This is a genomic window from Helicobacter labetoulli (assembly GCF_003670275.1).
Lineage (GTDB): Bacteria > Campylobacterota > Campylobacteria > Campylobacterales > Helicobacteraceae > Helicobacter_C > Helicobacter_C labetoulli.
The window spans coordinates 86,691-100,873 of the sequence record NZ_QXJF01000002.1 but is presented as its reverse complement, the minus strand read 5'-3'; the positions used below and the strand labels follow the sequence as shown (position 1 = coordinate 100,873).

Genomic DNA, 14,183 nt, shown 5'->3' with positions numbered 1-14,183 from the left:
TAATATTTGCTAGGCACAATACCTTTTTTTGGCTTGTGCCTTCTCTCTACCTAGAAGCTTACTGCGTGATCCAAACTCTTATACCATAAATATGGGTTAATCTTACACCATAGATGCTCCCCAACATTGAAGGTGTCTTTTTGTGATTGAATGATATGTGCTACCGTATTTTGAATTTCCACTGCGTTTTCTATTAAAGGACATTCTACAAAGTCTTTAGAATGTGTCGTGTCTAAGAACCACTCCCTAAGCCCACCTTGAGCTTTGTTTCTTTGAATCCACTGAATAATGGGCGAGTTAAATCCAATTTTGCTTTTTCTCCATACAACTTCAGGGGGCATAAAAGGACAAAGTGCATCTCGTATTAGTTTTTTTGTATAGCCTTTGCCAAGTTTGTAAGAGAATGGTAGGCTAAATACAAACTCAACAAGCCTATGATCCATAAAAGGCATACGAATTTCAACACTATTAATCATAGAATATCTATCATAATTTCTTAAGAGTGTTGGTAGAATGGTCTCGCTAAAGATGAGATAAAGTTGTTGGCTAAAGTAATCAAGCCCTTGAAAGTTTGGATGATTTGAATCTTGCGAGATAGGCATTTTGTATTTGATAAGATGCTTGATTGTCTTTTTGACATAATACATAAAGGCTTCTTTTCCAAGTGCAAATGCCGAGCTTGTAGGCATTCGCGTTTGATTAAGCGTTGTTAAAACATCAAAAGCCATTGCTGGATTAAATTTGCTATCCCAAAGTGCTTCAATCAAATGTCCATATCCACTAAAAAGCTCATCTGCTCCGTGACCATCAAGTGTAACACTCACACCTTTCTGTTTAATAGCCCCATAAGCTGCAATCATAGGCACAGGACTTGTGATGTATAGATCTTCAAACAAATAAAAATATTCATAAATTTTATCCCAATGTTTGATGGGTTCAATTTCCACAAAAATCCCTTTGATGCCTATGTGATCCACAACTTTTTTTGCATATCCACTTTCATCAAGGGGTGTATCTTTAAAACAAGCTACAACTGCGTGTTGCCAATCTTTTCTTACATCATTTTTTCCCAAATATGCCATAGCACAAATTGTTGCGCTAGAATCTAGCCCACCGCTTAAAGCTGTGCCTATACTCACATCTGAACGCATTCGCAGTTTGACAGAATCTAAAAACAATGCTCTAAATTTTTCCACACTTTCTTGATAGCTAGGTATGGGTGTTATAAGATAATCAAGGATTGTGTAGTAGCGGATGGGTTTAATGTGCATATCTCCTAGTGAATAAAAGGCGTAATGAGCATATGGGAAGCGATAGATTCCATCAATGAGTGTGTCGCTTGTATGTTCGTAATCAAAGATATGCACAATATTGCTAAGGGTGTGAAACTTCTTTGATGGTTTGACTTCTTGTAAAAAAGGATAGATTGCCTTCATCTCAGAGGCAAAAACGAGTTTTTCTCCACCATTATCATCTTTAACAAAACTATAAAAGAGCGGTTTTTTTCCAAAACGATCACGGGCAAGGAAAAGTTGTTGTTTTGTATGATTCCAAATAGCAAATGCCCACATACCATTAAATTTATGGAGACATTTTTCACCCCATTCTGCAAAGCTTGCTAAAACAACTTCCGTATCAGAATCTGTGTGAAACACATAACCCTTAGCTTTTAATTCTTGTCGTATTTCAATGTAGTTATAAATTTCACCATTAAAGACAATGCTGTATTGCCCCCCCCCCCCAGCAGAATTTTTAAAGCTCATTGGTTGATGTGCATTTGAGCTTAGATCAATGATAGAAAGTCGCCTATGCCCAAGTGTTATATTTGTATCGCTTAGGATACCAAAATCATCAGGTCCTCTATGTTGAAGTGTATGTAAAGCCTTTAAAAAATCAGTTTTATTTGTGCAGGGAATGCTACCAAGTATGCCACACATTTATGTCTCCTTATTCTTTATAATGTAGGGACAGGATTCTACATTAAATAGTTTTAAAATTACCTACTCCTCTAAGATAATAAACTTTTGCTCTTCTTTGCTTTTTGTATTTTTGTGCTTTTGCCTATAACTCGCCACAGAATCTTTTATCATAGCATTATTTTCACTTAATACACTCTGTGTGGCATTATTTAAAAACTCCAACGCATAGTCCTTTTTGGCAAGTCTTGATGCACTTGAGCTGATTTTTGGGATATAGGTTTGCAGCTCCTTTACTCGCTTTGCAACATCTTCAAAATACGCCTGTGCCATTTTATCACGCTCTTTGTCCTTTTCCCAGCTAAAGCCTTTGTTATAAGACTTTATCACCTCATACCAATTCCCCTTCCGCACCTTGTGCCAGTAACCTAACTCTTCAAGTGCGGTTTGTGAAGCAAACTCATCATCTCGCATAAGCAGCTCTCCTACCATATTTCGCATAAATGCAGAATCTTTTTGCTTATATTTTTTAATAATGCCCGGGATATGTGCGTGATAGATTCCCGCTGATGGATCAGTAAAATTTACCCTATATTCACCCGCACAAGATTCTTTCCACGCAATAGCCGCCATCGTATAGCCAAAGCCATCTTTTGCACCATATTTAAATGCCTTCAAAATGACTTGCTTTTGATTTTTATTAAACTTCTTAGGTTTAACGCACTTGCCCTCTATCTTATGTAGTGGCAAGGCACTCATCTCGCCTAAAATCACACACACAACACACACATAAAGCCAAATTTTTTTCACACATCACTCCCTAATTTTTACAAAACTTATCACTTTTAAATCACTTTTTAATGACAATGCCGTTACAATCACGCAATCATATCTAAAAAAAAGGAATATCCTTGAAATCACATCTACCATTGCTTATTGAGATTCTTACCGAAGAGCTTCCTGCATTACCCCTGCTAAAGGAGCTTCCGCATATTGTTGAAAAATGGCAAACTATCGCCAAAAAGCATAATATTACCTCCTCACCCACATTGTATTATACGCCTAGACGCCTTGTGCTGTATGAAGAGAGCTTTGCCGCAAAAAGTCCAGATTCTCTTATAGAATCTTATGGTCCCCCACTTAGCATTGCCTATATTGATGGGGATAAAATAAAGGGCTTAAGCAAGGCAGGAGAGAGCTTTTATAAAAAAAATAATCTCCCCCTTGATTATGAGCTTGAAACAAAAATAAAAGATAATAAAGAAGTGCTGTATTATGCCATTACACAAAGTGGCGTGGCGACTTCTAGCCTTTTAGAATCTATGGTTGTGGAGTGGCTAGATTCACTGCATTTTGGCAAAAGTATGTTTTGGGGCGATGTGGAGCAAGGCTTTATCCGCCCTGTGAGAAATATCCTTATCTTGCTTGGGGAGCAAAGCATTTGTGTCAATGCCTTTGATCGTCATTTTGGCAAAGTAGCACAAACTTTCGTGCATAGAGATGTGAGCTTTGAGCCTTTGGCTATTGCCTCCATAGAGCAGTATTTTGACACATTAGAGAAAAATTTTGTCATTCTTAGCCAAGATAAACGCAAAGAGCTAATCCTTAGCCAAATCGCCGAGCTTGAATCAGCTCACAAGATTCAGGTTGAAATTGACATAGATTTGCTAAATGAGATTGTAGCTATTACAGAATATCCGCAAGCGGCGTATGGGAGCTTTGATTCTAGTTTCCTTGCCTTGCCTAGTGAAGTTATCATTACTTCTATGAAAGAAAATCAACGCTACTTTGCTACCTATAAAGATTCTGTGCTTCATAATGGCTTTGTGCTTGTGTCTAACTCCACGGCTAAAGATTTAAGCCCCATCGTGCAGGGTAATCAAAAGGTGCTCAAAGCACGACTTGCTGATGCGATGTTTTTCTATGAAAATGACTTGAAAAAGGGCTTTACACCCGAGCTTTTAGAGCAGATTGTTTTTGTAGAAAATCTAGGCTCTTTGCTTGATAAATCTAAGCGAGAATCTGCCCTAGCTAACGCCCTTTTAGAATCTTTTGCCCCTGCTTTAGATTCAATAGATATGCCTAAAGATGAAGCAAGGCAGATTCTCACCCAAGCCACGAAATATGCTAAGGCGGATTTGCTTACCGAAATGGTGTATGAATTTACCGAGTTGCAGGGTGTTATGGGCTATTACTATGCAAAAAATTTTTGCTTTCACCCGCTTGTTGCCCTTGCTATTAAGGAGCAATACCTGCCCACAGGTGAAGATTCTGCCCTGCCTAGCCATATTCTAAGTGCGATTTTAGCCCTAAGTATTAAGCTTGATAATATTTTTGCCCTTTTTAGTATTGACAAGATTCCAAGTGGCTCAAAAGACCCCTTTGCCCTAAGACGCGCGGCAAATGGTGTGATAAAAATCATTAACCATTATGACTTAGACTTTGACTTGCTTTATGATATGCCACGATTATATCAAGCAGGGGGCTACAAGCCAAGTGATATGCAACGCATAGAGCAGTTTTTTGTCGAGCGATTAGAGGGTATGCTCAAAATCAACCCTTCAATTATCCGCAGTGTGCTTAATGCTCGTATCAATGGCAAAAGGGTGCTTAATCTCAAAAGCATTATCCGCAATGCAAAAGCCCTTAATGCGTTTTTTGAAAAAAGCGATAAACAAGCCTTAGTCAGCCTTTTTAAGCGTGTGGCAAATATTTTAAGCGATGAGATTAAGCCAACGCATATTGATGAATCTTTACTCAAGCTCCCTGAAGAAATTGCCCTTTTTCAAGCTCTAAAATCGCTTAAATCCCAAGCACTTGCTGCAGATGTAGATTCTCAAATTAGGGCACTTTTTAGTTTAAAAGAACCCTTAGAGGCGTTTTTTAACTCCGTGCTTGTTAATGATGAAAACAACGCCATAAAAACTAATCGCCAAATGCTTGTCTTTAGTGTGCATAGCGAGTTTCTCCGCATAGGTGATATGAGGGAAATTACATTGTGAGGCATTTTTACTCTATATTCTTGCTTGAGGCAAAAAATATTTTCACCTCCGTATCGGCTATGCTGATTATTTTTGGTGGCTCACTTTTTTATCTTTTTTTGTATCCTACGCCGTATTATAATGATGTCGTTGCTAAGCAAAAAATCGCCATTCTTGATTATGATGCTTCAACTTCATCGCGGGAACTTATCACTTTTTTTAGAGCCTCACCGCATTTGGAGGTTGTGGAGGTTTTAGACAATCCAAGCAAGGCTCAAGAGATGATAGAATCTAATCTTATCTATGGGCTTATTACCATACCACATAATTTTGAAAAACACCTCTATCAGCAGATTCCACCCACTCTATCCATTATGGCAAATGCATCATATTTGCTGATTTATGGCTCTATTGCCAATGCTGCTACTGATGTGATAAGTGCATTTAATGCCAATCTTACAATCAAAATAGAAAAGCACGAGATTCTATCCCCTCGCCTTATTCCACTCTTTAATCCATCAATGGGCTATATTAACTATACTTTAGCTCCTGTGCTGATTTTTATCCTACACCAAACGCTTATAGCTGGAGCTGGGATTATCGGTGGGACGCAAAATCAGCAGTATAATCAAGGGATTAGAAACTACTATGCAAGTGCCAATCCGCTTCTCATCGTGCTATCAAAGATTTTTGTATTTTTTGGAATCTATGTCGTGCTTTTTGCATTTTATTTTGGCTTTGCGTATGAATTTTATGGCGTAAATGTCAATGCACACATTCTTGATTTTTGGCTTTTTAGCATAGCTTTTATTCTCTCCACTGCCGCATTTGGTGTGTTTTTTGGCACACTTTTAGCCAAGCGTGCTTACTCAACACAAATCATTATGCTTGCTTCAATGCCCATTGTCTTTTTGCTAGGATTTATATGGCCCAAAGCCCAGATTGCTCCTTGGGCAAGTGATATTATCGCGTTTCTCCCAGCCTATCACGGCATTAATGGACTTTTGGAACTCAACCAAATGGGTGCGGAGTTTAGTAGTATTTGGGGATATTTTTTGAATCTACTATTTTTGTGCTTATTATATATTGGTGCGAGTGTATGGGTGATTTATAGAAAGCGTATGTTATAATGTGCGACACGAAAACAAATGACACAAACAACAAAAGGTGAAAAATGAAAGATTTTGTGGATTCTTGTGTATTTTTTTTACGAGAAGAATTCAAACAACGCGGTTTTAAAAAAGGAGTTTTGGGCTTAAGCGGTGGGATAGATTCAGCTGTGGTGGCAGCTCTTGGGGTTTTAGCTTTGGGGAGTGAGAATCTAAAAGTTCTGCTAATGCCCTCCAAGAGTTCAAGCTCTATTCATTTTGATGATGCACTCAATCTTGCTCAAAATCTTCATCTCACCTCTCAAGTTGTGAATCTTGAAGGATTCCAAAGCCACTTTGCCGCACAAACAGGGCTTGAAGGCAGCCTAGATGATAGGCAAAAGTTGCGTATGGGGAATTTTTGTGCTAGGCTTAGAATGGCATTGCTTTATGATTATGCAAGTGCGGAAAATGCCCTTGTGCTAGGCACAAGCAATAAAAGCGAGCTTATGTTAGGCTATGGAACGATTTTTGGAGATTTAGCCTGTGCGATAAACCCTATTGGCAGCCTGTATAAGACACAAATTTTTACCCTTGCCAAAACGCTCAATCTCCCACAAAATCTTATAGACAAAAAGCCAAGTGCAGATTTATTTGCTAATCAAAGTGATGAATATGACTTAGGATATAGCTATGAAGACATTGATGCTTTTTTGGTATGCTTTGAGAATCTAGGTGGTTTAAAAGCAAGACAAAAAGATGAGCGAGACTGCATTCAAAGGACTTTAGAATCTAGGGGTTTTGCTCACCAAATGACCAACTCACTTTGCAAAAGAATTTGGGCAAATGCCTTTAAACGCACAATGCCAAGCGTGTTTGCCTTTAGCCGTCCTTTTTGCACTCCACATCAATAGTTAAGGAATAACACAATGCGTTTTATTGACTCATATTTTTATAATCCAAACTTCTTACAAAAATGCCTAAGTATCGCTCTTTTGCCCATCTCACTACTCTATGCCATAGGTTCAATTATAAGACGGAGATTCTCTACATTCCACGATTTTCATATCCCCATCATTAGTGTTGGGAATCTTGTCGCTGGAGGCAGTGGGAAAACGCCTTTTATCATTGAAGTAGCAAAAAATTTTTCAAATGTCTGCGTTATTTCACGCGGCTATAAACGCTCATCTAAAGGGCTTGTGATAGCAAGTCTAAATGGTGAGATTAAAACCTCACAAGAAGAAGCGGGCGATGAGCCATATCTCATTGCAAGGGAGCTAAAAAATGCAAGTGTCATTGTATGTAAAAATCGTGTGGAAGCCGTGCATAAGGCAAAAGAGCTAGGAGCAAAAGTCATATTTTTAGATGATGGATTTAGATTCAACTTTAAAAAGCTTAATATCGTACTTGAGCCGCTTTTAAAGCCTTACTTTCCATTTTGTCTTCCAAGTGGTATTTATCGTGAGATAAAAAGTGCTTTAAAATACGCTGATATTCTCGTGCGTGAGGGAATAGACTATGAAAGAGAGGTTAATATAGAATCTCCAAGTGAGAGAATGCTTTTACTCACTGCTATTGCCAATCCATCACGGCTTGATGCGTTTTTGCCAGATTCTGTGGTGGGGAAGATTACCCTTAATGACCACTCACGCTTTGATATACAAGCCCTGCAAGATTCTATAAAAGAGCATAACGCCACTTCATTACTTGTAACAAGCAAAGATGAAGTTAAGCTTTTCGGTAGCGGGCTAGATTTAAGTGTTATGCGGCTGCGTTTGAGTATAGATTCTCAAATTTTAGAGCGTATCAAAATGTATGTGATGAGCTTTGAATCCCAAAACTAAACCGACATTATTATAAAAACGCTAGAATCTTGCTTTATACTTGATGACTAAAACTTTAAAAGGAGAGTGAAAATGAGACTTCAAGCAGGAGATAAAGCACCGCTTTTTAGGCTACAAAGTAGTGATGGGAGCGAGTTTGCTTTGCAGGATTTGCTTTGCAAAAATGTCATTGTGTATTTTTACCCCAAGGATAACACACCCGGTTGCACGATTGAGGCTCAAGATTTTAGTGAGCTTATAGAATCTTTTGCGCTTAAAGGTTATGTGATTGTAGGCATTAGCCCAGATAGCCCAAAAACTCATCAAAACTTCATTGCCAAGCAGAATCTTAAGATTCTACTGCTTAGCGATACGGATAAAAGCGTGGCAAGTGCGTATGGGGCGTATGGCACAAAAATGATGTATGGCAAGGAGGTGCAGGGGATTATCCGTAGCACCTTTGTTATTGGCAAAGATGGCGTGATTAAACAAAGCTTTTATAATGTCAAAGCCAAAGGACACGCCCAAAAAGTGCTAGAGAGTTTGGAGGGATAAATATGCAGGATAAAAGCCAAACGCACAAAGTGGGCATTGTTGTGCCAATCTACAATGTAGAGCAGTATTTGCGTGAATGTTTAGATTCTGTTTTAAATCAAAGCTACCAAAATTTTGAAGTTGTGCTTGTTAATGATGGCAGCACAGACCAAAGCCTCGCAATCGCCAAAGAGTATGTCGCTAGAGATAAACGCTTTGTTTTGATTGATAAAGACAATGGCGGCTTATCAAATGTGAGAAATACAGGAATTTATTGGTTTCAAGCTCGCTTTTTTTCAAATAGAACAATTAATGGGGGGGGGGCAAAAGCAATGCTTTAGAAATTTATGAATATCAAAACATTCGCATTATCACGCATAGAGATAGAGTGCCTACCCCCTCTCAAATTGATTGGATTTGCTTTTTAGATTCTGATGATATGTGGCAAAGTGCCTTTTTGCAAAAATGTTTGCAATATTCAGCGGGAGCTGATGTAGTGTGGTGTGATTATGAATGCTATTATGACAATGTCGCACAGCCTAGTGAAGTGTATCCTACATTGCAAGAGAGCTATTCCTATACGGATTCTATGCTTATCTCCTCATCGCAATGGCTAGAAGATAGTGCGGAACGAGGCTCTTTTTATTGGGCGTGGAGCGGCATAATTGACTTTGCATTTTTGTGTAAAAAACAGGTATATTTCCTTGATTTTGCCTTGCACGAAGATCATAATTTTGGCACACTACTCTTTATTCAAGCCTCTCATATCTTTGTGTTAAAAGAAAAACTTTATTTATATAGAATCCGCCCAAATAGTATTTGCAACTTTACACAAAATAAGAATCTCACATATCCCGCGTATGTTGCAAAAGTCTATCAAGCTTTTAGCAATCAAAGTGTAGCAAGAGAATATTATAGAAGTGCGAGTTTATTTTTACAACTTGAAGAGCTGCATTGCTTCAAGCAAAAGCAGTCTTCTCAAGTTCAAGCCCATATTACAAAGCTTATACAAGGCACATATTGTTGTTTTTCACTTAGACTTTTTGAAACCCCAAAAGACCCACTGAAGCTTATATACAGGCTTTCCTTGCTTAATGAATATGTCCGTTTGAAACCAGCAAGAAAACTTATCCTTGCTTTCCCACAATACTTTGAGATAAGCTATCCCTTGCGTGCCTTTGGATTTTATCTCAAATCCTTAGAGCGACGCATTCGTCATACATTAAAAAAGAAAAAGGCTTAAAATCTTACATTCAGTCCTAACATAACATACATTGGAGCATCTAGGTTAAGATTTTGAGCTGTGATAGTCCCAGCACCCGCACCATTTGGGAGCTTCACAGGATTCACCGCTTTGTTATTAAAATATTCAGCCACAATAAACTTCATACGCAATTCTAGCTCAACATACTCATTAATCACATACGCTCCACCCACATTAAATCCAGCACCTATACCATCTATATCGCCTAGATTTGTCTTGCCCATATTATACACCGCGCCAGCTCCGGCAAATACGCCAAAACCACTCAAAAAGTCATAGCGATAATCCACATTTACGCCAATATGATTAAGATTCATTCTGCCTAGAATCTCATCTTTGCCAAAACTCGCACCAATATAATCTGCATAGATTCTAATAGCTTGTGTTGGCTTAAAATACACATCATAGCCCACTCTCGCACTTCCACCAAATCCGCTCAAGCTCTTATCACCATCAAACTGATCAATCTCCATACCTTGGGTATTAAAATATTCAGATGATCGCTCCATAGAGCCAAAGCTCCCTGATGCACCAATCACAAATTTATTTTTGCTTCTCTCATAAGTCTGCTCATCAGCTTGTGCGATACCAAAAAACAAAAATCCACACAAAACAAAAACTAACTTTTTCATTTTCACACTTCTATTGCAAAGAAGTGGGCGAGATTCTAATCAAAATAAGTAGATTTTACATAATCTTTACAAAGTTTTTGTCTTAGCAATTTCTTTGTATGTTTCAAACACATCGCCCACTTTAATATCATTATAATTCTCTAGCATAATACCGCATTCATAGCCCTTTGACACTTCCTTAGCGTCATCTTTAAATCGCTTGAGTGAGCTAATAGAGCCTGTATGCACCACCACGCCATCACGGATTAGTCGCACCTTAATGCCCCTTTGAATACTACCTTCAACAACCATACACCCAGCAATCACTCCAACCTTAGGAATATTAAATGTCTCACGCACTTCAGCCTGTCCGGTATTCTCCTCTTCAATCACAGGCGACATAAGCCCACCAAGCAATGCCTTAATATCATCAAGCAGCGAATAAATAATAGAATAAGTCTTAATCTCCACGCCAAGCTCTTTTGCCTTTGCTTTCACGCTTCCTGTTGGGCGAACATTGAATCCTAGAATCAAACTATTTTCACTTGTTGCAGACAAATCTATATCACTCTCACTAATCCCACCAACACCAAAGCCAATGATATTGACACGCACCTCATCTTTGCTTAGTTTTTCCAAACTTGCCTTTATTGCCTCAAGGCTACCTTGCGTATCAGCTTTCACAATAAGCGGCAGACTTTTAAGATTGCCTTGAGCAACCATCTCGCCTAGTTCATCAAAAGTAACCTTTGTAGTTTTACTTAGCTCCTTTTGTCGCAAATATAAAGCGCGTTTTTGTGCGTGCTCTCGTGCAATCGTGTCATTTTCCACACTTTGAAGCACCGCTCCGGCACTTGGCACAAGTGAAAGCCCAGCAACAACCGCTACACCAGAGGGATAAAGCTGCGTGATATTCTGCCCCCTATCATCAAGCAATGCTCTCACACGCCCAAAAGCCGTATCTGCCACAACAGAATCTCCAACATTTAGCACCCCTTGCTGCACGATGATAGTCGCCACAGGACCCCTGCCCTTTTCCAAACTCGCCTCTAATACGATAGCTCTAGCTCTGCCTTGATGAGAAGCTTTAAGCTCTAGCACTTCAGCTTGGATTAAAATCGTCTCTAGGAGATTTTCAACCCCTTCCCCACTCTTAGCCGAAATAGGGATAAACTCATACTCCCCGCCCCATTCATTAGGCGTGAATCCAAGCTCCGCACATTCAGCCTTAAGTTTATCGGGATTTGCATTTTCCTTATCCATTTTATTCATTGCGATGATGATTTGCACATTTGCCGCTTTAGCGTGATTGAGTGCCTCTATAGTTTGTTGCTTTACGCCATCATCAGCTGCAATGACAATAATAGCAATATCTGTAACCTGCGCCCCTCGGCTTCGCATTTGTGTAAAGGCTTCATGTCCGGGCGTGTCAATAAAGCTGATTTTTTTGCCATTTTTTTCCACCATATATGCCCCAATATGTTGGGTAATGCCCCCCGCTTCACCACTTGCCACGCGAGAATTACGGATATAATCAAGTAGTGAAGTTTTGCCGTGATCCACATGCCCCATAATCGTAACCACAGGCGGACGCTCAAGCTGTGGTGCATCTTCTAGTTCCATTTCTATTTCACTATGTTCTTTCACATCGTGGATAGAAATCTCTAGCTCAAACTCATCAGCTAGAATCTCAATAGCATCTCTGTCAAGGAAGTCATTTTTAGTCGCCATAAGCCCAAGATTAAATAGCACTTTTATCACTTCTTTTAGCTCCACCCTAATAAGTTCAGCAAACTCATATACGCGAATTTCTTCTGGAATAGAGATAGCACCTTTAACCTTATCTACATTTTTTACTACTTTTGGCGGTTTGCGTCTTTTGCCACCGCGTTTAATGCTCCCCTCATTCATCCACGGATTCTTGCGGTGAATCTGAACTCTATCGGTGATAGCTTGACGAATCTTATTTTCCTCTTCCTCATCACGCACCTGCGTTTCATTCAAATCAAAAAGCATAATCTCATCTTGCTCATCATCATAATCAAAGCCAATATCCCTATCATCTAGGATATGAATCTTTTGATCTGTGTGTTTTTGGGCTACCTTTGGCTTATGCTTATCTTTTTTATGCTTTTTATGTTCTTCATCAGCACTTTGTGCGAGAAGCTCCTTGTAGCTCGGAGCGTGTTTTTTGCTCTCATCTTTTTTGGATTCAATGGGGCTTTGCTCTTTGCTTGGCGATGGGTGCTTGTCATTTTTACGCACAATCCTCAAGCCCAGCTTAGCCTTTGGCTCTAAGCTCACAGCCACAGCAGAATCTTCGCTTTCACTCTCTTTAGGACTAACCTTTTGAGCTTTTGATATATCTAGCTTTGGTTGTGAATCTTGCATTTTTATATCTTCTTTTTTGCTTTGAGGGCGTTTGTCGTCTTTTTTCTCCACTTGTGCTTTTGTATCTTTAGTTTGAGATGAAGTCTTTTTGCTAGAATCTTTAGCCTTACTCGTCTTTGGCTTTTTAGATTCAAGTTTTGGAGGCATTGGATTTACCCCTGTGGTCATAAACTCATATAGTGCAGCAGCTTCTTCTTGTGTCAATGAGCTTGATGGTGTTTTGACACCTAGCCCCATTTCTTTGGCTTTTTCAAAGGCAAATTTAGCGTCCTTGCCAAATTCCTGCCCAATTTGTGCTAGTCTAATTTTTTCCATTGATTGCTTATCTCCTTTAGTCTTAAAGCATATTCTTCACTTGGTTTGAGTTTGTTAATTTTTAATATCACTTGAAGTGTTTTTGGCTGCCCTAAGCACTCCTCACACACATAAAAACTTCGTCCTTTCCCGCTAAATTCACATAGGAAATAACCATCACATTGCAGTCTTAAAAGCTCCTTTTGATGAAATCTCTTGCGACATTTGACACACATACGCGTTTGTTTGGCTTGTTTCATTTGTATTATACCTAAAGTTTTATGATTCTAGCAGTGTCGCGCCCATATTGTCAAATTCTAACTCAAATACGCGGAACTTTGGGAAGCTCTTTTGCATTATTTCTGATAGTCTTTTACTCTCATCAGCGTAACAAATATTTAAAAACGATGAGCCACTGCCTGAGAGTGTGCTTAAAAGGGCATTATTTTCTAGGGCAAGTTTTTGAATCGCAAATAAAATCGGCAAAGCCTTCATACGCACATCTTGATGGAATCTATCCTGACTCGCTTCCCTTAGTAGTGTATAATCCCCTTTCATAAATGCCCCGCTTAACATACACGCGTGAGAGAGATTAAATACTGCATCTTTTGTGCTGTATTTTTTAGGCAATGTGCGGCGTGAAAATTTTGTAGAAATAGTCGCATTTGGCACAACAACAACAGCTTTAATATCATTTGGCACGAGCGTTTGCATACTCACAACCCTTGTTTTTTGACTGCCAAAAATAGAATCTTTATGGGTATTTTTGGTGGGCTGTTTATTAGATTCTAGCATTGCGATGTTAAAGCCCCCACAGAGTGCAGGAGTAATATTATCAGGGTGATTTTCATAGCAAAGGGCAAGGTTTAGAATCTCATTTGTATCCAAAGGCTTTTGCATTATATGATATGCACTCACAATCGCCCCGATAATCACCGCCGAGCTAGAGCCAAGCCCCCTTGAGATAGGAATATCATTGTGAAAGCTAAACTTATAATGTCTCCGCGGATATTCATAAAATTCAAGCACTTCATTAAAAATTTTAACAAACACATTATCCACGCGTAATTTTGGGCGATCTTCACCTTCTCCTGCAATATGGATACTGCTAAGTCGTGCGGGAGTAACGCTAAAAGTATTATAAAGATTCAAAGCCAAACCCAGCGTATCAAAGCCCGGTCCAAGATTTGCACTTGTAGCAGGAACACGAACAACCAAAATCTACTCCTTCTGCCATACTCAAATTTGACGCTCAAAAAACCGCATTATAATGTTTTTGTT

General features: G+C 39.1%; 13 protein-coding genes. 7 read left to right on the top strand and 6 right to left on the bottom strand.

The features are described 5' to 3' along the window. Window positions 1–50: 50 nt before the first annotated feature. A complete protein-coding gene (gene asnB, locus EBF12_RS01145) occupies window positions 51–1,937 on the bottom strand; it encodes an asparagine synthase (glutamine-hydrolyzing) (protein WP_121726022.1) in 1,887 nt (628 codons plus the stop codon). A 63-nt stretch (window positions 1,938–2,000) separates the two neighbouring features. Continuing rightward, on the bottom strand, window positions 2,001–2,726 hold the full coding sequence (locus EBF12_RS01140; RefSeq protein ID WP_121726021.1) for a hypothetical protein: 726 nt from the start codon (window positions 2,724–2,726) through the stop codon (window positions 2,001–2,003). Window positions 2,727–2,827: 101 nt separating this feature from the next. Between EBF12_RS01140 and glyS the strand changes: the two genes are divergently transcribed. From glyS to EBF12_RS01105, 7 genes are all read left to right on the top strand, one after another. Continuing rightward, the gene (gene glyS, locus EBF12_RS01135) at window positions 2,828–4,918 is read left to right on the top strand and encodes a glycine--tRNA ligase subunit beta (RefSeq protein WP_121726020.1); all 2,091 of its coding nucleotides are present in this window, start codon (window positions 2,828–2,830) and stop codon (window positions 4,916–4,918) included. After that, window positions 4,915–6,027, top strand: a complete 1,113-nt coding sequence (locus EBF12_RS01130) for an ABC transporter permease (RefSeq protein ID WP_121726019.1) — start codon at window positions 4,915–4,917, stop codon at window positions 6,025–6,027. The genes glyS and EBF12_RS01130 overlap by 4 nt, the downstream gene beginning before the upstream one ends. A 44-nt stretch (window positions 6,028–6,071) precedes the next feature. Next, entirely contained in the window at window positions 6,072–6,899 is an 828-nt protein-coding gene (locus tag EBF12_RS01125; protein WP_121726018.1) for an NAD+ synthase, read from the top strand. Between the two features lie 15 nt (window positions 6,900–6,914). Further along, window positions 6,915–7,829, top strand: coding sequence for a tetraacyldisaccharide 4'-kinase (locus EBF12_RS01120; protein ID WP_121726017.1), 915 nt, complete (start codon window positions 6,915–6,917; stop codon window positions 7,827–7,829). Window positions 7,830–7,901: 72 nt separating this feature from the next. Continuing rightward, window positions 7,902–8,363 carry a thioredoxin-dependent thiol peroxidase gene (gene bcp / locus EBF12_RS01115; protein ID WP_121726016.1) on the top strand — a complete coding sequence of 154 codons (462 nt, stop codon included), beginning with the start codon at window positions 7,902–7,904 and terminating at the stop codon, window positions 8,361–8,363. A gap of 2 nt (window positions 8,364–8,365) precedes the next feature. Beyond that, complete coding sequence (locus EBF12_RS01110; protein WP_121726015.1) at window positions 8,366–8,683, top strand: glycosyltransferase family 2 protein; 318 nt, start codon at window positions 8,366–8,368, stop codon at window positions 8,681–8,683. 47 nt (window positions 8,684–8,730) lie between these two features. Further along, entirely contained in the window at window positions 8,731–9,585 is an 855-nt protein-coding gene (locus EBF12_RS01105) for a hypothetical protein (RefSeq protein ID WP_121726014.1), read from the top strand. On the opposite strand, the gene EBF12_RS01100 is transcribed toward EBF12_RS01105, so the two are convergent. The 4 genes from EBF12_RS01100 to thrB form a co-directional block, all read right to left on the bottom strand. Beyond that, entirely contained in the window at window positions 9,582–10,238 is a 657-nt protein-coding gene (locus EBF12_RS01100) for a porin family protein (protein ID WP_121726013.1), read from the bottom strand. The genes EBF12_RS01105 and EBF12_RS01100 overlap by 4 nt on opposite strands. A 66-nt stretch (window positions 10,239–10,304) precedes the next feature. Further along, window positions 10,305–12,923, bottom strand: coding sequence for a translation initiation factor IF-2 (infB, locus tag EBF12_RS01095; protein ID WP_121726012.1), 2,619 nt, complete (start codon window positions 12,921–12,923; stop codon window positions 10,305–10,307). After that, window positions 12,905–13,162 carry a DUF448 domain-containing protein gene (locus EBF12_RS01090; protein WP_121726011.1) on the bottom strand — a complete coding sequence of 86 codons (258 nt, stop codon included), beginning with the start codon at window positions 13,160–13,162 and terminating at the stop codon, window positions 12,905–12,907. Before EBF12_RS01090 ends, infB begins: the two co-directional genes overlap by 19 nt. A gap of 19 nt (window positions 13,163–13,181) precedes the next feature. Further along, window positions 13,182–14,120 carry a homoserine kinase gene (gene thrB / locus EBF12_RS01085; protein WP_121726010.1) on the bottom strand — a complete coding sequence of 313 codons (939 nt, stop codon included), beginning with the start codon at window positions 14,118–14,120 and terminating at the stop codon, window positions 13,182–13,184. Between the last annotated feature and the right edge of the window lie 63 nt (window positions 14,121–14,183).

Excerpts from the sequence above, each read along its gene's own strand:
- EBF12_RS01125 (WP_121726018.1), top strand. The coding sequence starts at position 6,072 with ATGAAAGATTTTGTGGATTCTTGTGTATTTTTTTTACGAGAAGAATTC.
- infB (WP_121726012.1), bottom strand. The coding sequence starts at position 12,923 with ATGGAAAAAATTAGACTAGCACAAATTGGGCAGGAATTTGGCAAGGAC.
- asnB (WP_121726022.1), bottom strand. The coding sequence starts at position 1,937 with ATGTGTGGCATACTTGGTAGCATTCCCTGCACAAATAAAACTGATTTT.
- EBF12_RS01100 (WP_121726013.1), bottom strand. The coding sequence starts at position 10,238 with ATGAAAAAGTTAGTTTTTGTTTTGTGTGGATTTTTGTTTTTTGGTATC.
- EBF12_RS01120 (WP_121726017.1), top strand. The coding sequence starts at position 6,915 with ATGCGTTTTATTGACTCATATTTTTATAATCCAAACTTCTTACAAAAA.
- EBF12_RS01090 (WP_121726011.1), bottom strand. The coding sequence starts at position 13,162 with ATGAAACAAGCCAAACAAACGCGTATGTGTGTCAAATGTCGCAAGAGA.
- bcp (WP_121726016.1), top strand. The coding sequence starts at position 7,902 with ATGAGACTTCAAGCAGGAGATAAAGCACCGCTTTTTAGGCTACAAAGT.
- EBF12_RS01110 (WP_121726015.1), top strand. The coding sequence starts at position 8,366 with ATGCAGGATAAAAGCCAAACGCACAAAGTGGGCATTGTTGTGCCAATC.